The 18,952-nt window shown below is 61.9% G+C and carries 15 protein-coding genes; 5 read left to right on the forward strand and 10 right to left on the reverse strand.

Annotation, left to right across the window (positions count from 1 at the left end):
* The first annotated feature begins 434 nt into the window (after positions 1–434).
* Complete coding sequence (locus K288_RS53525) at positions 435–803, forward strand: hypothetical protein (RefSeq protein ID WP_027578721.1); 369 nt, start codon at positions 435–437, stop codon at positions 801–803.
* 209 nt (positions 804–1,012) lie between these two features.
* Here K288_RS53525 and K288_RS0106060 read toward each other — a convergent pair whose 3' ends face one another.
* The 9 genes from K288_RS0106060 to K288_RS0106100 all read right to left on the reverse strand — a co-directional run bounded on the left by K288_RS0106060 (position 1,013) and on the right by K288_RS0106100 (position 15,115).
* Complete coding sequence (locus K288_RS0106060) at positions 1,013–2,212, reverse strand: adenylate/guanylate cyclase domain-containing protein (protein WP_027578722.1); 1,200 nt, start codon at positions 2,210–2,212, stop codon at positions 1,013–1,015.
* Positions 2,213–2,327: 115 nt separating this feature from the next.
* Entirely contained in the window at positions 2,328–4,511 is a 2,184-nt protein-coding gene (locus K288_RS0106065) for an ATP-binding protein (protein WP_027578723.1), read from the reverse strand.
* A 738-nt stretch (positions 4,512–5,249) separates the two neighbouring features.
* Complete coding sequence (locus K288_RS0106070) at positions 5,250–7,433, reverse strand: alkaline phosphatase family protein (protein ID WP_244443071.1); 2,184 nt, start codon at positions 7,431–7,433, stop codon at positions 5,250–5,252.
* Positions 7,434–7,660: 227 nt separating this feature from the next.
* Complete coding sequence (locus tag K288_RS44830; protein ID WP_084799489.1) at positions 7,661–8,716, reverse strand: LysR family transcriptional regulator; 1,056 nt, start codon at positions 8,714–8,716, stop codon at positions 7,661–7,663.
* Positions 8,717–8,795: 79 nt separating this feature from the next.
* The gene (locus tag K288_RS0106080; RefSeq protein ID WP_027578725.1) at positions 8,796–9,263 is read right to left on the reverse strand and encodes a DUF1348 family protein; all 468 of its coding nucleotides are present in this window, start codon (positions 9,261–9,263) and stop codon (positions 8,796–8,798) included.
* A 187-nt stretch (positions 9,264–9,450) separates the two neighbouring features.
* Positions 9,451–12,309: a winged helix-turn-helix domain-containing protein gene (locus K288_RS0106085; RefSeq protein WP_027578726.1), complete on the reverse strand. Its 2,859-nt coding sequence runs from the start codon at positions 12,307–12,309 to the stop codon at positions 9,451–9,453.
* 231 nt (positions 12,310–12,540) lie between these two features.
* Positions 12,541–13,158 carry a LysE family translocator gene (locus K288_RS0106090; RefSeq protein ID WP_027578727.1) on the reverse strand — a complete coding sequence of 206 codons (618 nt, stop codon included), beginning with the start codon at positions 13,156–13,158 and terminating at the stop codon, positions 12,541–12,543.
* 75 nt (positions 13,159–13,233) lie between these two features.
* Positions 13,234–13,773, reverse strand: coding sequence for a hypothetical protein (locus K288_RS0106095; protein ID WP_027578728.1), 540 nt, complete (start codon positions 13,771–13,773; stop codon positions 13,234–13,236).
* 7 nt (positions 13,774–13,780) lie between these two features.
* Positions 13,781–15,115 (reverse strand): hypothetical protein, encoded by a 1,335-nt coding sequence (locus K288_RS0106100; RefSeq protein ID WP_244443072.1) that lies wholly within the window; start codon positions 15,113–15,115, stop codon positions 13,781–13,783.
* A gap of 227 nt (positions 15,116–15,342) precedes the next feature.
* On the opposite strand from K288_RS0106100, the gene K288_RS0106105 reads away from it, so the two are divergent.
* The 4 genes from K288_RS0106105 to K288_RS0106120 are packed head-to-tail and all read left to right on the forward strand — an operon-like array spanning position 15,343 to position 17,142.
* The gene (locus tag K288_RS0106105; protein ID WP_027578730.1) at positions 15,343–15,657 is read left to right on the forward strand and encodes a metalloregulator ArsR/SmtB family transcription factor; all 315 of its coding nucleotides are present in this window, start codon (positions 15,343–15,345) and stop codon (positions 15,655–15,657) included.
* Positions 15,650–16,111, forward strand: a complete 462-nt coding sequence (locus K288_RS0106110) for an SRPBCC family protein (protein WP_027578731.1) — start codon at positions 15,650–15,652, stop codon at positions 16,109–16,111. Before K288_RS0106105 ends, K288_RS0106110 begins: the two co-directional genes overlap by 8 nt.
* 18 nt (positions 16,112–16,129) lie before the next feature.
* Positions 16,130–16,597, forward strand: coding sequence for an SRPBCC family protein (locus K288_RS0106115; RefSeq protein ID WP_027578732.1), 468 nt, complete (start codon positions 16,130–16,132; stop codon positions 16,595–16,597).
* 32 nt (positions 16,598–16,629) lie between these two features.
* Entirely contained in the window at positions 16,630–17,142 is a 513-nt protein-coding gene (locus K288_RS0106120) for an SRPBCC family protein (protein WP_027578733.1), read from the forward strand.
* A gap of 108 nt (positions 17,143–17,250) precedes the next feature.
* Here the strand turns inward: K288_RS0106120 and K288_RS0106125 are convergent, their stop codons facing one another.
* On the reverse strand, positions 17,251–18,861 hold the full coding sequence (locus tag K288_RS0106125) for an acyl-CoA synthetase (protein WP_027578734.1): 1,611 nt from the start codon (positions 18,859–18,861) through the stop codon (positions 17,251–17,253).
* Positions 18,862–18,952: the final 91 nt, after the last annotated feature.

Consider the following 18,952-nt stretch of genomic DNA (forward strand, 5'->3'; position numbering starts at 1 on the left):
TATCGATTTTGCGTCAAAGCAGAACGGTGGATAGCCGTGATTTTATAATGGGTTGAATCCGACGGGACTTCTCTTCCGCGCACAAATTGATTTCAAATCGGCGGATATTCAATTGTCGCTTGAGTGAAGCCAGCAAGGCTGCTCGCATGTGAATTGCATAGAGCGGCATGCGCCGCAGTGTCGCACAACTATTGCTGCGCGAACCAGCGCGTATCTCTTTAGACTAAAGCTTCGGTTCTGATCGTATCAGAGCCGAAGCTCCAGATTCTTGTTTCGACGCGTTTTCTTCACGCGAATTGGTGTCCACTTCGCTCGAAAACGCTCTAAGCAGTTCGGTCTGACCTAACCAGTCGACGCGCGAGACAACGTCGTCGCGCCTCGCGGGTCATGCGCGCGGAATCCAGATCGAGCTGACCGCTCTCGAGGCAAGGCCGATGCGCGCTGACGCGAAGGCCTTGGATCGACGCGATGAAGATGTGCAGCTGAGATATGATCCGAACCGCGAGGAGACGAAAGCAGCCTACGCATTTTCCGTCGTGAGCTCGCAGGCAGGGACGGCAAGCTACCTAGTGCTGAGTGAAATGCCGAGGGCCGATGCCTTCACGGTTACCGCCGCGGGCGACCGCTTAAGGGTCTTTGCGATTTTGTCTCGACCACGCTTCGCTTTCGCCATGGTCTTGAGCGTTTTTAGATCGTCTTTCGACCATAATACCCGTGCGGCTTTCTTTTTCTTCGCCATTACGACTCCCCTTCAATGGGCCCATGTTTTACGAGCCGAGGCGAATCCGGTCAAGGAACATTAACCGCTGGCATTGGAGCAGTTGGATACGGTCGATAAGCTCCGTGATGTGTTGCAGCCACGATCACGAAAAGAATAGCTAATACTATGATGGCACGCATGGTCGGGCTCTGCATGAAATATATCTAACACACGCTGATCGGGGGCAGTATGAACTGGCTCACCAGTTCCGTGATCGTAGTCTTTGAGGCTTGACAGGCGATAGCTGCGTATTCAGCCATGATACGCAAACAGCTCGATTGGCTCGCTGAAGCCTCGCACCGGATATTCGCCAACGCGTTCGAGATCGAAATCGCTTCGGACGAAGTCGGCGAAGGCGCGGGACAGCAGTACCTTTCGACCCAATTGTTTGGTCAGGGTTTCGAGACGCGAAGCCATGTTGACCGCGGGACCGATGACGGTGAAGTCAAGCCGGGTGCGCGACCCGATATTTCCGTACATGACATCTCCGACATGGACGCCGATACCGTAATTCAGCGGCTCACGACCGGTTTCGCCGTTCTTTTCGTTCAGGGCAATCACGGCCTGACGGGCTTCGGCCACGGCACGCAGCAGATTTGCGCAGGCCGACGGCTGGCTGAGCGGAAAAATGGCGAGCAGACCGTCGCCGATGAACTTCAGGATTTCCCCGCCATGTCGCGTGATCGGCTCCGACATCGCGTCGAAATACCCGTTCAGAAGATCAATGACGTCATCGCGCGGCCAGTTATCAGAGATCCTGGTGAAATCACGCAGATCGCAGATCATGATGGCAGCGCGTACCGTCGTCCCGCTTCCGCGCCTGGTGGCGCCGGCCAGAATCATCTCGCCGGCATGCGCCCCAACATAGGTCTCGAGCAGCGTTCGCGCCAGTCGGTTCTTGATACGGATTTCGCTGACCAGCGCCAGAATCGGCAACAGTTTTAGCAGGCTCGCAATATGCGCATCGTCGAATCCTCCGGGCCGGTCGGTCGCAAAGGTCACGATGTGCTGCTTGCCGAGCGTATGATACAGCGGCCACGCCACATAATCGGTCAGGCCTTTGGCCCGCATCTCGTCATAGACGGCGTGCTTGCGGCCCAGCGCGGGATCGCGTTCGAGATTTTCGCGCAACTCGAGGGCGCCATCGCGGATTTCGTTTGCTGGACTGCCGATGTATTCAGATCGCCCCATGACATCGTAGTCGACTCTCTCAATCTCGGCTTCGCGCATTCCATCGGCCCACATGATCCGGGCGCCAAGCCATTGAGGATGGTGGATCAGGATGTGAAGCGACGCCCGCTTGACAGGAATGCCCGCTCGCTGGAGGCGGAGACACAGCTCGGCGAAAATATTGTCGATGAAACGCTCATCGCGCGCGTCGTTGGTCAGCCAGTGTACGACGTCGTTGTCGGAATACGCGGTGTCGGTATCGACCTTTGGCGGCGCGTTCATATCTTGTTCCTCGATGGTGACTTGGACCGACGGTACAGGATATGTCGTGTCCCGGCTCGACGACGTCAACGAAGTCCGCCGTAATTTGCCTGCCGCGCAACGGCGAGAAGGGGGGTCAAGCTTCGTGCACGATTGACCGCAAGCGCGCCGCCAATTCCGACATACGGAACGGTTTGTCGATAATCTGAAATTCCCCCACCGCCTGATGTCGGTCCAGCGCGTCACCCGCATAGCCCGACGCAAGCAGGATCTTGATGCCCTTGTTCAATTTCCTCGCTTCGCGGGCAACCTCAATGCCGTTGATCCCGTTTGGCATCACGATGTCACTCAGCAAAACGTCGAATTCTTCGCTCCGGAGCAGCCGAAGCGCTTCCGTGCCGTTTCGGGCGCAACGAACCTGATAGCCCGACCTGGTCAGCATCGCCGAGGTGAGCTCCAGAAGATCGTCGTTGTCCTCGACAACCAGGATTCGCTCCGAGCCGGCCGGAAATGCCTGGGATCGGACGTCGTCCATTTCGACGTCAGGCGTTTGCGTGGCTCTGGGCAAGTAAAGAGCGACAGTGGTCCCCTTTCCCAATGCGCTTTCGATGGCAATGTGCCCCCCGGACTGACGGACAAAGCCGTAGACCATGCTAAGGCCGAGGCCGCTACCCTTGCCGACCTCCTTCGTTGTGAAGAAGGGCTCGAACACCCGGTTCCGCACCTCGGGCGGCATTCCAGAACCAGTGTCCCTTACAGACAGTCTGACATACGATCCGGGCAAGCACCCGGCCACGGCTCCTTCGTTGACGACGACATTTCTCATCTCGATGTCGAGCACACCGCCATTGGGCATGGCGTCGCGCGCGTTCAGGGCGAGATTGAGGAGAGCGGTCTCCAACCGCGCCGGGTCGACATGGCACAGCCACAACCCTTCACTGGTCCACACCTTGACCCGGCATGCTTCCCCAACGGCTTTGCGAATGATCCCCTGGAACTCGGAAACAAGCTGGTTTGCGTTGACCGGCCTTGGATTCAATATCTGCCGTCGCGAGAAGGCAAGAAGCTGCGCCGTCAGCTTTGCCCCCCGATCGACAGCACGCCGTGCAGCCGCGGCGAAGTGCCGGATTCTGCCAATATCATCATCCGCCTCGATGAGCTCGAGGTTCGCGGAGACCACCGTGAGCAGATTGTTGAAGTCGTGCGCGACGCCACCGGTGAGCTGGCCGACGCTCTCCATCTTCTGGCTCTGATGGAACTGCTCCCTCGCTTCGGACAATTCGTGCTCACGGTGCTTCATTGCATCGGCCATGGCGTTGAATGCGGTGGCGACCCGTGCGATTTCCGAATTGCCCGGGATGTCCACAGGACGGCCGAACTCGCCGAGCCGCCATCGGTTCGCAGCGTCAACCAATTGTGCAAACGGGCGCTGGATGAACCGTTGGGCGCCCCACGCCGTCAGGATCAAAACGATCAGGGCGCTCGTAAGGATGAACAACACGTCGCGCTGTGTGCGACGCTCGATCTTGGTGAAAGTCTGCGCCTTGCCGAGGCCGTAGCTGACAAGTAGATCCTCGCCCACGGCGGCGAATCCGACGATTCTTCGCACGCCGTCAATGTTGACCATGTCCGCTACGGTGCCGTTGTAGAGCGTCGGATCCTTGCCTGCGGGCAGCTTCTTGCCGACGTACAGGGCATTATCAGGATAGCGAGCGAGACAGGTGCCGTTTCGGTCCGTGATGGCAAGCGCGGCTCCCGCGGGAACGCCCTTTTTCTCAATGTAGGTGGCAAGCCAATCGAGGCTGAGAGCCGCTACGACGATGCCGCCCATGCGGCCCCCGTCGTCGTAGAATGGCAGCGCAAACTGGAGGACGTTGCGACCGGTGTTTCGGCCAACCGCGAACTCTCCGACTGTGAATTGTCCGGTTCTTAAGACGCGAGCGAAGTAGCTACGTCCAGCGGCGGTGGATGGGTTATGGTCTCTGGTCGAGTCGCAGAAGGAGTTGCCATCGATGTCGACGACGATAAAGATGATGAATTCCGGGTATCGTTCCTTGACCCTGGAAAGGTACGCGTTGCATCCCTGGACGTCCTTGTCCTTGATCGCGGGAACCTCGGAAAGCGCGACCATGGCCTGACGAACGCCCTGGACGATCTGCTGCTGCTCAGCGGCAGCAAGCCTCGCGAGGCCGAGTGCTTCGTCCTGTACTTCAACTTGGCGTGTGCGACGAAGGTCGATCTCGTTGTACGCCTGTATCGCGATTGCCGGCAATATGGCGGCTGCCACCAGCGCGAATAGGCGTGATAACAGGCTGCTCATTTCGACCTTTTCCTGCGAATGATCGGTGGCGTCAGATCGACCGTGTCCAGTCCACCGGGAAGCGCCGTTGCATGAAGCGTTCTCCGAGCTGCGATCGGAAATGACTGCCATTAAGCGGCGGCGTTATTCCGACCCTTGATTGACCAGCTCATCGCAGAGAAGTGGCCCGGAGGTGACACCCGTGGCCGTGAGGACAAGGCTGGCTCATGTCGATGCCAAGGATGGCAGAGCGACGGGAAGACCGGCGGCAGGTGAGCCTATGGCGGCACGGGTAGCATTCAACAGCCTCACGAACCATTGAGCCCTGCGGCCGAATGCATCGTCCTCGGACCGGGCGCTCGACATCGCTGGAGTTTTGATGGTCGTCGACTGGCCCCACAGGTCCACGGCTCCGCGCGGACCAGGAAGGCCGAACTATCGGTTGAATTTGCGCTTGGCACGTCAAAGCGCCGATAGAGAGATTCTCATTGAACTTCTGTCCCGCTACCAATCTTCTGCCGTAAAGGCTGAACCGGCCGCATTACAGGGCTGTTTCATTCCGTCGGGAAACGATTGCGGTTGTAGGCGAGCGCCCCAAAAGTCGGCAAAGAGAAGCCACGACGCGCTGCATCGGGGAACTTGTTCCAGGGATCTCGCGCGGAGGCTCGGAGGGCGCAGAACAAGGCTAAACTGCATAACCGGGCCGGTTCCGATGGGCGCCGGTCGGCGCCCATCGGAGAGTTCCAGGGATCCTGGTTTTCAGCGCAGGATCTCGCGCAGCACCTCGCCATCGACGCGGTGGGGTGTGACGCCCAGGATCTGCATGATGGTCGGCGCCACGTCGGTGTTACGCATGCGGCGGATCGTGGCGTCCTTGCGGATTTGCGGGCCGGCGGCGATGAAGGTCGCGCTCATCACCGGCAGTTCGGGATCGTGGCCATGGGCGCCGTAGAAGTTAGGCATCGACAGCATGGTCGTTGCCGCATTGAACGGCGCATCGCCGAGGCGGGCAACGCCGGGGTTCTGGATGCCGTCGAAGTTGTAGCCCGGGGCCATCAGCGCGAACACATCGCCGAAATCCTGGCCGATGGTCTTGCTGGTGCACTCCCCGGTTCCCTCTTCGCACTGCAACGGCCGGGTCTCGATCACGGTGAAGATCCGCCCGTCCTTGAGCGAGAAGTTGAACTTCGGGTTGGAATCGACCGCGTTCTTCACGGCGTCGGTGATCTGCGTCACCAGCGCCTTGTAGGCCGCCAGATCGACGGTGCCGCCCAACTCGCGGTTCTGCAGGTTGACGTAGATGTTGGCCGCCGGACCCGAGGTGCGGATCGCGATCTTGGTGGTGTCGATGCCGGCGTTGCGCAGGATGTTGGTCAGGCTGACCGAGGTGTGGAACGGCGCGAAGCCGTGGTCCGACACCACGATGACGTTGCTGTCACGGCCCGCCGCGTCGGCGATCTGCTTCACCGCCTTGTCGGCCGTCTGGTAGGCGAAGCGGATGTACGAAGCGTACCGCGCGACCTTGGCAGGATCCTGGTTGGCGCCGATCGAGTTCGGATCGGTCGGGTTGGTGCCCTGGCGGCGGTCAGTGAGCAGGAACTGATGCTCGGAGCCGTCGGGCTGCTCGATATAGGCCATTACGAGATCAGCGTCGGGATGGTTGCGGATCGCGCGCTCGGCGACATCAGCCTGGTAGCGCACGAAGGTCTTCACCATGTCCTCGAACATGGTTTCGATCTCGATGTCGGGAAAGTTGGTGAAGCCCGGGCTCAGCCGCTCCGGAATGCGGAAGTCAGCCTGCGGACGCCAGAACCCGACATTGTTGTTGATGTCGTCGACGTCGGCCAGCACCGCCGCGTTGCGCGGGATGAAATTCGCACCGTAACGGGCAAAGCGCACCACCGAAAGATCGGGCGACAGCGCCGAGACGTAGTACGCGGCGCCGACCTTGGCCCCGCTGCCTTCGAAGAAGAACGGCGCATTCTCGCCGCCCAGCTTGACGTAGGCCGGTCCGGTCGACGGCGCGTGGAATGGGCCCGCCGTGATGCCGCGCGTCGCGTCGAAGAACACCAGGGTGTCGTAATTCACCTTGCGGTCATTGGTGGTGTCGAGCGCCGCCACCCGGATCGCATATTTGACGTCGAGCGTCGCCCCGTTGGCGCAGGTCGTTGTCGGCGCGGAGGAGCATGAGAACGTCTCGATCGGCGCTGACGTCACCAGCACAGGGCTGAACGAGAAGTGGCCGGCCGCCTGGAGCGCCGTGACGATCGCCGGGTCGGACGTGAAGTCCCCGCGGGACAGCGAGAAGCCCTGGGCCCCGATGCCGCCGAACGCCCCGAACGGCACGGTGAAGTCCGTCACGCGGATCGGCTGGGCCGGCTGCACCACCGTGTTGTTGATGGAGATGTCGGCGCCGTCGCCGCCCGGCCACGTCGCGGTGACCACCTTCTTGCCCTGTTGGCGCAGCTGCACCCACAGCGGCAACGCTGTCGGCCGCGGCGTAGGCCCGAGCGGGCTCTCGCGATAGCCGCCGATCGGCGCCGCGAAGCCGCTGATGCTCGATGAGATCGGCGCGACGATCGCCTGGAAGGTGTTCGACGGGATGTCGTTGTGGACCGCCGTCGAGCCGGTCGCAATCTCGATGTGCGACACCGCGGTGAGCGACGGCGACGCCGTCACGTTCTGCACCGCCACCGCGCCGCGGCGGCTCAACCGCGCCAGGCCGCCGTCATGCGGCAGAACGCCCTCATCGATGAATTTCTGGATGAAATCGGGCTTGGCTCCGTCGAGCGAGATCAGCACCACCCGCGGCGACTTGCGGCCATGACCGTTCCCGTCGTGATCGTGGTCGCGGTTGTCGCCGGAGCCATGGTCGCGGTTGCCGCCATCGTTGTCGGCGCGCGCCGGCGACGCAACGCCGGCCAGTGATGCTGCGAGCGACATTGCCGATATCAAGCAGAGAAAACTCTTCAAGTTCATATGAACGCCCCATTTTCGCTGCGCAATCTGCGCGGGTTTGGTCGGAAACGAGGAAATGATTATCGGGGTTGGCTGACGACGCGCATGTGACGCTTCGGCGACACGTGTAACGTCGCAACGACAACACCGCGAGGATGTCGACTCGCGGCCCGAAGCCGACCAAGCGCAAAATTCTCAACGTACGAATTCGGTTACGCGACGACTCCCCTCAAATGGCTCTGGCACGAACGGCTCGAGGACAACCTTTCCATGATTGACGACGGGAAACGAGCAGGACTTGCGCGCAGCGCCCCGGTTGCCCGCCCCAGCATCCCGCGCAGCCACTGCTGCGGCGCATCGTTCGTGTTGCGTTCATGCCAGAGAACGCCAACATCCACCAAGCTCGTGTTGTAGGGCAGCTCGTACGTCGACAATGGATGGATGCGGGCCAATGACCTCGCAAGCGGTCGCGGTACGATCGCGGCAAGTTCGGTATCCTCGAGCAGGGCGGGCAGCGCGAGACAATGCGACAGAAAAATCGCGATACGCGGACCTCGCTGCGGTCCGGCGAAGGCCTGTTCGAGCGCCGTTCGATCGTACATTTCGGATCGGCGAGCCAATCCACGTTCGGATACAAAGCCGTTCACGAGCCCTTCGTGCTTGCCGTGCAGCGACACCACGGCGATGGATAGGCCGGACAGCGCTTCGAGCGAAAGCCTGCCAAGCTTTCGCGAAGAATGGGCGATGAGAACGTCGTCATATGCGAACAGCGAGTTCGACCGGAAGCGCGCGGGAACGTCCGGGAAAGTTCCGATGGCGGCGTCGATCAGTCCGAGATCGATCTGCTCGGTCAAGTCGATCCGACAGTCCGGACGGATGACGAGATCGACAAACGGCGCCTCTTGCGTCAACAAGCGGACGAGATCAGGTGCCATAACCATGGTCACAAAATCGCTCACCGCGATCGTGAACCGCCTCGCCGATGTGTCGGGCTCGAATCCCGGCAGGCCGATCGCCGTTTCCAGCGATTTCCATGCTTCCCGGATCAAGGGAGCCATGGCGAGCGCGCGTGCGGTCGGCTGCATTCCGCTTGCCGTGCGGACAAACAATTCGTCACCCAGCATGTCCCGCAATCGAGCGAGGGCGTGACTGACGGCCGACTGACTAAGGCAAATCCTCTGACCCGCGCGCAACACGCTTCGTTCCTCCATGACGGCGTCGAAGACGCGCAAGAGGTTCAGGTCTAGCCGGTTGAACTGTGTCGTCATCGGTAAACCACCCGGATGATTGCTTGAGGATCCGCCCTGTTGTCGGAAAGTAGGCGATGCAGCCCTGCGCTCAAGCATCTCAAAAGTCGAAATCGCTGAGTTCGGGATGGTCATCCGGCCTGCGTCCCAGCTGCCACAGGAACATCCGCTCGGTCTCGGCGATCGGCTGTTCGTTGATACTGGCGAGACGCCGTCGTATCAGCCCATCCGGATCGAGCTCCCAGTTTTCGTTTCCATAGGCCCTGAACCAATTTCCTTCGCTGTCGCAGTATTCATAGGCGGACCGCACCGCGATCCGATTGTCGGTAAAGGCCCAGACCTCATTGATCAGCCGGTACTGCAACTGCGTTGCCCATTTGCGCGCCAAGAACCACTCGATGGCGGCGCGTCCGGAGAAAAACTCGAGATGATCCCGCCAGAAGCTGTCGACCGTGTAGCCCAGTGCCACCCGAACCGGCTCGCGGCTATTCCAGCAGTCCTCGATAGCTCGGACCTTCTCGATTGCGGTGTCCCAGGTGAAGGGTGGCAAGGGGAAGCGTGGTGACATGGCCGGTGCTCCGCGGGCGACAGCAACGCAGAGTGGAGCAACACCGGACCGGCTGCGAGTTTAATGGTGTAAGGGAGTGTAAAGGCTCACATTTGGCGACGATGATGCGCTGCAGCATCGGCTGAAATCTGCGCCTTGAACGTGCCAAGCCTGTGCGGACGTGGCTGGCCCGCAAAAACCGGGTATGTCAGGGACGAGAGGTCTCGGCGCCGACCGCGCGAAGCTGACGTTCTGCCTCTTTGAGGTCAGCCGTTTCGAATCCTTCCGTGAATTGTCCGTACACGTCGCCCAGCAGCGCTCGTGCTTCGTCGACGCGCCCATGCTCCATCCACAGGCCCGCCAATGCCGTCGCTGAACGCAGTTCCCATCCAAGGGCGTGCTGTTGCCTGGCGCGGTCAAGCGAGTCCTTGAGCGAGGCCTCCGCCTCCGGCCAGTTCGCAGGCGAGGCCGCGAGCAGCACGGTCGCGCGAGCCCGCAGCAAATCCGGCAGTTCGAAGGTTCCGGAACCGTGCATGGCGTTGGCCACGGCCGCATCGATGATGCTGGTGGCTTCTGCCGAGTTGCCGGTGCGGGCGAGACCTTCGGCCAAGGCGCGCGAATTGGACGGCAGGAGGATATTTCGCTGCTCGGTTCGCAAGGTGGACAACGCTTCACGCAAAGTCTCGATGCCAAGCTCCGTGTCGCCCCTTGCCAGCATTAGCGTTCCTCGCAAGCCCAGGCCGCCCGCCTTGTACATGGCGAGCGAGTACCTGCCAGCGTAGGCAATCAGCCGTTCTACGAGGTCTTCCGCGATCTGCCGATCTCCACGCCACAGGAACACCGGGGCGGTATAGACCAGGCAGATGCAAAGCGAGACAGGATGCTCCTGCCTTTCGGCGACGTCGATGGCTCTATATGCGGCTTGAGCCGCCTGATCGGGAAGGCCGCGGTCCCACAATGTCCGCGCGTAGCCGACCAAGGCTCGCACCTGGTGATCATATCCGAAGGCATGCAGCTCGCTCACGCCGGCTGCCGCTGCGAGCTCGAAGCCCTTTTTATAGCTGAGCTGTGCAGCCGCCTGGTCTCCCACCAGGTGATAACTCGCACCAAGCATCCACTCGGCCATCACGATTTCCCGGGGCCGGCCCAGTTTGCCGGCTATGGCAGCGTGACGCTGCGCTGTCGCCAGCGAGCCGCCAAAATCCGCGAGCCGCGCGCGATAAAGATTGAGACCGGTGAGAAATTCCAATTGGTACGCAGCGTCTCCCATCGAATCGGCAAGGCTCAGTCCACGCTCCAGTGCCGTTCCCACCTCCCCGCTGTCGCTATGACCGTGGTTCGATGAAGTGGCCAATGCCAGTTGCAGCCCCATTTCGAGCTTTGTCCCGCGATCCTCCTCAGATAGCGCGTGCAGAGTTTGCAGGCACCATCGGCGGCACTCGCTCAGCATCGACATTCCAAGGAACAAGGGCACCGCCCCGGCGCCCAGCGCCACACCGACGGACCTGTCGCCTGACGGCGAAAAACTCCACTCGAGTGCCGCTCTGACGTCACCGGTCTGTCGCGAGTAAGGCGTTAGATCGCGATCCCGCACGGTGCTGGTCCGAAGCCCCACGAGGCGTTCGGCGTAATAGAGCGCATGCCGTCTTGCTGCTGCATTCGCGGCTCCCTGCTCCTTCAACTTGACCACGGCATAGGCCCGCGTCGTATCAAGCAGCCGATATGAGCTTGCGCTTCCCGTCAGCGAGACTGAGATCAACGATTTGTCGACCAGGCTTGCGATGGTCGCAAACTGCAGTTCATCTCGGTCGGCCTCTGCTACGACGGTCTGCGCCATTTCCAGCGTGAATGCACCGACAAACACGGATAGCGCGCACAAGATCGCTTTCTCACGATCCGACAGGAGATCGTAGCTCCAGTCGAGCATGGCCTGCAGCGTCTGGTGCCGTGGCACGCTGCGCCGCCCCTGCCAAAGCAGCATCAAGCGGTCACCGATCAGTTCTGCCAGTCCGCCGATGCCGTAAGTGCTCGCCCTGCTGGCCGTCAGCTCGATTGCCAGCGGCATCCCGTCAAGCTGGCGACAGATATCGGCGACGAGGGGCGCGTCCTCATCGGTGAGCTCGTCCCGATATCCGCCGGCAGCGGCCCGGTCCATGAAGAGCTGTACGGCAGGAGAGGCCAGGGCTTTGGCCGCCGTCAGCGCCTCCCCGCTTGCCGGACTGTCGAGAGAGCGAAGCGGATGAACGTTCTCGCCTTCGACGCGGAGGGATTCGCGGCTGGTCGCGATGATATGGACGAACGGCGCGTCGCGGAACAGGCCCTCCGCCAGAACGGCGACTGCCTCAATCACATGCTCGCAGCTATCGAGAACCAGCAGAAGACGCTTATCGGCGAGAAATGCGATCAGGCGTGATAGCGAGTCCTGCGTATGCCCGAGGCATCCAACCGCTGAAGCGATGGCCGGAACAACAAGCGCGCGCTCCTGCAGCGCGCTGAGGTCCACGAAATAGACCGCATCGCGGAACTCGTCCGCCAGCCCATGCGCGACAGCGACAGCCACCGTCGTCTTGCCCACCCCGCCCGGCCCGACGATGCTCACGAACCGCCGCGACGTTACTTCGAGGCACAAAGCTTCGACAGTCTCGTCGCGACCAACGATTCGCTGCAAACGCGCAGGTAGCGTCTGGATCTTGCTGCGCTCCACAGGAGTGACCGTCGACTGGCCGCCTTTCACCGAGTGCTGGACCGGTGCAACAAAACAATAACCGCGTCCGGGAACGTTGGTGATGTAGCGTGCACCGTCGCGACCATCACCGAGCGCTCTGCGCAGCCCCGCAACGGAAACCCGCAGGCTGGCCTCCTCGACGATGACATCCGGCCAGACCCGCTTGATCAAGTCCCGGTGGCTCACGACCTCCCCTGCCCGTTCGACCAAGGCAATCAGGACATCAAGGGCGCGGCTGCCCAGCGACACCTCCACGTCCCCGTTCATCAGCAGCCGTTCAGACACGGCCAGACGAAACGGCCCGAACTCGAATGCCTCACCTTCGTTAGCGCGTTGTTGCAAGGTAGCGACCTCGACCTTCGGTAGAGCAGTTGCTCACGCACACCTGGCGGCGTGCCCTAGACCGATGGAACTAACCGCCCACGAGAACAAGTATACGACAATGTAAATCAGGGCACGCAAGAGCCGTCGCCTGCCTCAATTCGCCAGCGAGAGCTCCGCGCGAAGCTCGGAACCGCTTCACTCGTGCCCCGAACCTGCTTCCGGGATCGAGTTCGACGAATCCAACGACGCCTAGCGCGCCCGTGTCAGCGCGAGCCAGATGCCGCCACCGATCATGAAGCCGCCGGAGACGCGCGAAACCAGGCGGGTCCGCTGCTTGGAAAAGAACTTTCGCGCGCGGCCCGCGAGCAGTGCGTAGACCATGTCGCTCATTGCCGCCGTCACCATGAAGGTCACGCCAAGCAGCGCGACTTGCGGGAAGTGATCCTTGTTCAGGTCCACGAACTGCGGAATGAAAGCGCCGAAGAACACCAGCACTTTCGGATTCGACAGCAGCACCAGAAATCCTTGAAGGAAAAATCCGCCGCGCGGCGGCGGTGGCGGCGCATCCGCGCTCAGTTCCTGGACCGGAGAGCGGATCAGCTTGATCCCGAGCCAGATTAGGTAAGCCGCGCCGGCGACGCGCACCCAGTCGAACCAGTAGCCCATCGTCGCCATCAGCGAGGTGAGGCCGACGGCGACGATGCCGATCACGATCGCCAGCCCCGCCTGCGCGCCCAGCACATTGGTCAGCGCGGCGCGGGTGCCATGGCGCAGGCCGTTGGCGATCACCAGCGTGACGATCGGGCCGGGCAACAAAGCGAGCGCAATGCAGGCGGCGACGTAGGCGAGATAGGCTTGCAGGGACATGGAAGGACTCGGCTGGAGGCGTTCGTTGCATAATAAAGACGTCGATGCCCGGGACAAGCCCGGGCATGAGCATTCCTACTGCGTGTTCATCGCTAATTTTACCCATCGCGCCGTCTCTGCCGACGCCAGCAATTCCAGTGCCGCGCGCTGCACCACCGCCGCATCTCCCCTGCCCTGCGCCGCTGCCACCAGGAGATCGCAACGGTGCGAGACGGCGATGCCGATCGCTCCATGCGGCGCGCCATCGCCGGTCTTCAGCTCGTAGGCCCTGATGCGTCCGGGCATATCCGCAACGCGCACTGCTTTTCCTGCCTGCAGCGGCACAAAATGCGGACTGATCAGGTCGACATCCGCGACGCGGTCGACCTCATCGTCGTCGGCGACGCCGGTCGCGCAGTTGCAGAAGCCGAGCTTTGGCCGGATGTAGACCTCGATATCGCCGCCACAGGCCGCCGCATTGCAGCGGAATGCACGACCGGCGGGCCAGCCGTCGCGCGCAAACGGCCAGGCGATCTCTTGCCATATCGCGTGCGGCGTCGAAGCCTCGTAGGCCGGGACGCCCGCGAGGGCGCCGAGGACAAGTGCTGCAATCGCGACCACCAGCCAGGCACGCATTCGTCCCTCACGGCAGGCCAGCGATGGCGCGCGCCTCGCCGGTCAATTCAAGGATGTGCAGTCCGGTATTGGCGCGGTCAACCGCATAGATATAGCCACGGTCGTCGGTTTCGACATTGTTGGTCTGGATCGCGACCTTGCAGCGATCCTTGCCCTCGATGGGGACACAGCGTTTGTCAGTTGCCGGTGTGATCGACGGGATGAAGTAGCCGACCTCCCTGGGGTGATAGGGATCGCGGATATCGAGCGCACGCACTCCGGCATTGAAGAACGCGATGAAGGCCATTTTCTTGTAGTAGACCGGCGCCATGCTCTCGTTGGAGGAATGCGAGCCGAACCGCCCACCGCGCTCGCAGAACGAGCCGCTCGCCTCCGGCACGGTGTAACTCGAGATCATCATTGGCCGCGTCTCGGTGGTGACGTCGGCAAACCACACCATCTGCCGCGCCTCGCCGCATTCGTTCAAAATCGCCTCGTCGACGATCATCACGATGTCACGGGTCTTGCCGTCCTTGTCATGCGCGAATTCCGCGACTGGCATGCCCGGCATCGGGAACGTCGTGTGCGCGCCGTTGAGCGCCGACAGAGGCATGCGCGATATTTCGGGATAGCGGAGATTTACGGCGATCGGCTCCTTCGGCCCGTTGAGCAATTTCTCCCGGTCGACGATCTGCAGGAAGCCGCCCTTGTTGGTGCCATAGCCGAGATAGACGCGGTTGCCGGATGGCCCCGTCGAGATCGGCCCGTGCAGTTCGGTCGGCACGGCGCCGGTCGAACCTGGCTCCTGGCCCGGCAGGCCGAAATCCCTGATCTTGGCGGGATGCGCGGGATCGCTGAGATCGTAGATCTGCGTCATGCGACGGGTGCGCCAGTCCGGCGCGCCCGACACCAGGAAGGCGATGCCGGTGTCGCACTCCCACCAGCTCTTGTGCGTGTCCTTCAATCCCCCGATCCGCGTGATCAGCGCGGGATTGGCGGGATCGGCGACATTCCAGATCTCATGCGCCTCGCTGCCGAAGGTACGCAGCATATAGACCGCGTTGCGATCCCCCTTCGGCAGGTCCTTGCCGTCGCAGATGCGCACCATCTGCCCGCCACCGGATTCATATTTGCCCTCCTGCCCCGGAATGTGACGCAGATATTTCGGATGCGCGGGATCGGTGACATCGACGATCGACGTGCCGTTGGGTTCCGGCTTGCCGGTCATCGGATTGACGGGATCGGGGATCTCGTCAGTGCCGCCGTGATGGCCGATATAGGCGATCCAGCGGTCGCCCTGATGATGGATGGTAGGCTGGTAGGCGCTGCGCGCCTGCAGGTCGTTGGTTCCCACCAATCTCATGTTGGATGCTTCGGGCGGGGCTCCAATCTTTTGCTGCTCCGCATAAGCGCCCGCGCCCCCGAGAAATGCAATTGCCACACACAGCGCAAGTTTGCCGCCACCCTTCATGCGTCACTCCCATTGTTGCAAAGCCAATCTGCGTTGGCTGGCTGCACGATAACACGGCTGAATGCCGTGCCAAAACACGCCCTTGACATGCAACCATTTGGTTGCCTATTGTCCAGCGCATGGACGAAGTCTTCAAAGCGCTTGCGGACGCATCGCGGCGGTCGCTGCTGGATAGGCTTCACGCCAGAAACGGACAGACACTGAACGAACTGTGCGAGGGCCTCGCCATGACGCGGCAGGCGGTCACCAAGCACCTTGCGATTCTTGAAGAGGCCAACCTCGTCAGCACGTTCAAGCATGGCCGCGAGAAGCTGCACTACCTCAACCCGGTGCCGATCCATCAGATCGGCGAACGATGGATCAGGAAATTCGAGCGCGCCAAGCTGGTCGCGCTCGGCGAGTTGAAACGGCAATTGGAGCAGCGTGATGAGTAAGCCGGAATTCGTCTATGTGATCTACATCGAGGCTTCTTGCGAAAAGGTCTGGGATGCGCTGATCGATCCGGAGATGACCAAGGATTATTGGGGCAGGCATCGCAACACCTCCGATTGGAGCAAGGGCGCGAAGTGGCAGCATGAGGATTACGACGATCCTTCCAACGTCGCCATCGCCGGCACCGTCATCGAGAGCGAACGCCCGCACCGACTCGTGCTCAGCTGGGCGCAGCCGGCGAATCTCGCTAATCCCGACAAGGTGTCCCGCGTCACCTTCACAATCGAGGAGCAGTTCGGCTCGACCAGGCTGACGGTCGTGCACAGCGAACTCGACGACGAGATGCTGCGCGGCGTCAGCGCCGGCTGGCCCCCGATCCTGTCGAGCATGAAAACGCTGCTGGAGACAGGCGCGTCAATGCCGATGACGCGCCGACGCTGGAAAAGCGGCAAGTAGTTTCGCAGGGAGTTCAACATGTCCAAGCCGGAATTCGTATACGTCACCTATATCGAGACCACGCCGGAGAAATTGTGGGAGGCGCTGACCAATAGCGAGTTCACCACGCGTTACTGGTTCAACACGGAAGTGAAATCCGACTGGAAGGTGGGCTCCCCGTTCGCGCTGGTCATGAACGGCACCACGACGGACGTGGGCGAAATCCTCGAGGCGGACCGGCCGCGGCGCCTCGCTTACACCTTCAAGCACCAGCTTGATGAGAAAGTGCGCAAGGAGCCGCCGACCAAGGTCACCTTCACCATCGAGCCCCACGGCGACCTCGTGAAGCTGACCCTGACGCATGAAGGCTTCGTCGCAGGCAGCAGGCTGCTCGACGGCATCTCCAAGGGATGGCCGGCGATCCTGTCCGGACTCAAGACCCTGCTCGAGACCGGCAAAGTGTTCGCGATCCCGCATCGTGCGCTTGAGATCGAAGGGTTCGAATAAAGATGAAGATCTATCGGAGGATTCGAGAGGATATGAACATCGATAAATTCAAGCCGGCGATCGTCTACACGATCTATATCGCGTCCACACCGGAGAAGGTCTGGGAGGCACTGACCAGTGCCGAGTTCAGCCGGAAGTATTTTTCCGGCAACGCCGTCGAGGTCGATCTCCGTGTCGGCGGCGCATTCATGGTGCGCACGCCAGACGGCGCGCCGCACATCACCGGCGAGGTGATCGAATGCGAGCCGGCGCGGAAGCTGACGGTGACCTTCAACGTCAACTGGCCGGCGCTGGTGGAAAAGCTGGGACCGACGCTTGTGACCTATGAGATCGAACCGGCCGGCGACGCGGTCAAGCTGACGCTGCTGCAATCGCACGACCGGCCGCTCAGCGACGATATCCTCTCCGGCGGGCGGGCCGGCTGGCCCGCGATCCTCTCCAGCCTCAAGAGCCTGCTGGAGACCGGCGAGGCGATGGTCATCAAGATGCAGCCGCCGGCGCGAATGATGGCGGCGCTGAAGGAGCTGGGTATCGCGACGCCGTAAAGGCGACGGTCCCGTAGCCCGGGTGAAGCGCCAGCGTAACCCGGGGCCACTCGCAAGGCCGAAGCAGGAGTCCCGGGTTGCGCTTCGCTCCACCCGGGCTACGAACCTTTATCCCCGCGCCCTCAACTCGCGCCGCAGCACCTTGCCGGTCGCGGTCATCGGCAACGCGTCCGCGAACTCAACGAAGCGCGGGTATTCGTGGGCAGCGAGTTGCACTTTCACAAAATCCTGGATCTCGCGAGCGAGCGTGTCGCTCGGGGCATAGCCGGGGCGGAGCACGATCCAGGCCTTGATCGACTCGGTCCTGATCGGATCGGGTATGCCGACCACGGCTGACATCGCTACCGCGGGATGCTTCATCAGCGTGTGCTCGATCTCGGAGGGGCCGACGCGATAGCCGGCGGTGGTGATGACGTCGTCCTCGCGGCTGACGTACCAGAAATAGCCGTCTTCATCCTGCACGCCGAGATCGCCCGTCAGGAGGAAATCACCGGCATATTTCTTCGCCGTCGCTTCCGGATTGCGCCAATATTCGATCATGGTGCACGGGCACGGCTGCCGCACGCCGATGATGCCGCGCGTGCCCCGCGGCAGTTCCTCGCCTCTGTCGTTGACGATGCGCACGTCGAAGCCGGGTGTCGCCCGGCCCATCGAACCCGGGCGGATCTGAAACAGGTTCGAATTGCTGCCGATCACGAGGTTGCATTCGGTCTGGCCGAACACCTCATGGGCGTCGACGCCGAAGGTGTCACGCACCCAGCCCAGCAATTCACCGCCGAGCGACTCGCCGCCGGTGAAGATGCTGCGCAGCTTCACGCCAGGGTTCTTGACGCCCGCCTGCCGCATCAGTTTCAACGCGGTCGGCGGCAGGAACACGTTGCGGATTCCAAGGTCGGCCATCATCTGCATCGCCGCCTGCGGCTCGAACTTGCGCGCGCGATGGCCGACCATCGGAATGCCGTGGTACCAGAACGCGAACAGGCCGTTGATCAGGCCGCCGATCCAGGCCCAATCCGCCGGCGTCCACATGAGGTCGCCCGGCCGCGGCAGGAAATTGTGGCACATCTCGACATTGGGCAGGTGGCCGAGCACGACGCGGTGCGCGTGCAGCGCGCCCTTTGGATTTCCTGTGGTGCCAGACGTATAGATGATGAGCGCGGGATCATCGGCCGAAGTGTCGACGCTCGTGAACTCCGGCGAGGCCGCTTGCAGCGAGGGCCGGAACGGCCTGGTGCCTGCCGGCGCTTCGTCGCCGACCACATAGACGTTCTTCAATTCCGGCAGGCGGTCGCGGATCTTCGCGAGCTTCTCCCATCCGGCAGCGTCGGTCACGATCGCCTTCGCTTCGGAGTTCGACAGGCGAAACTCCAGCGCATCCTCGCCGAACAGCGCGAACAGCGGGATCGAAATCATCCCGGAGCGGAAGGCGGCAAGGTGCGCGATCGGCAATTCCAGCGATTGCGACAGGAACACTGCGACGCGGTCCCCGCGCTTAAGGCCGTCCGCCTTCAGCACATTGGCGAAGCGGCGCGACATCTCCGCGACCTCGTCAAAGGTCGTGCGTCTCTCGGTGCCGTCTTCGTCGACATAGACAAGCGCGAGCCGCTTGGTGCCGTCGGCGTGGCGGTCGCAGCAGGCGGTCGCCATGTTGAAGCGCGCCGGAACGTCCCAGCGGAAGTTGCGGTAGAGCTCGTCGTAGGTTGCGGCTTCCTTGAGCATGATCCTCGGGCGTTCCTGACGTTTCCTCACGAACCGGCTCGCGATGACCGGTTGCTCTGTTGTTGCCGTCAGTTTTAAAGCCCCGCGCGCC

The sequence above is a fragment of the Bradyrhizobium sp. Ai1a-2 genome, assembly GCF_000426245.1.
GTDB lineage: Bacteria > Pseudomonadota > Alphaproteobacteria > Rhizobiales > Xanthobacteraceae > Bradyrhizobium.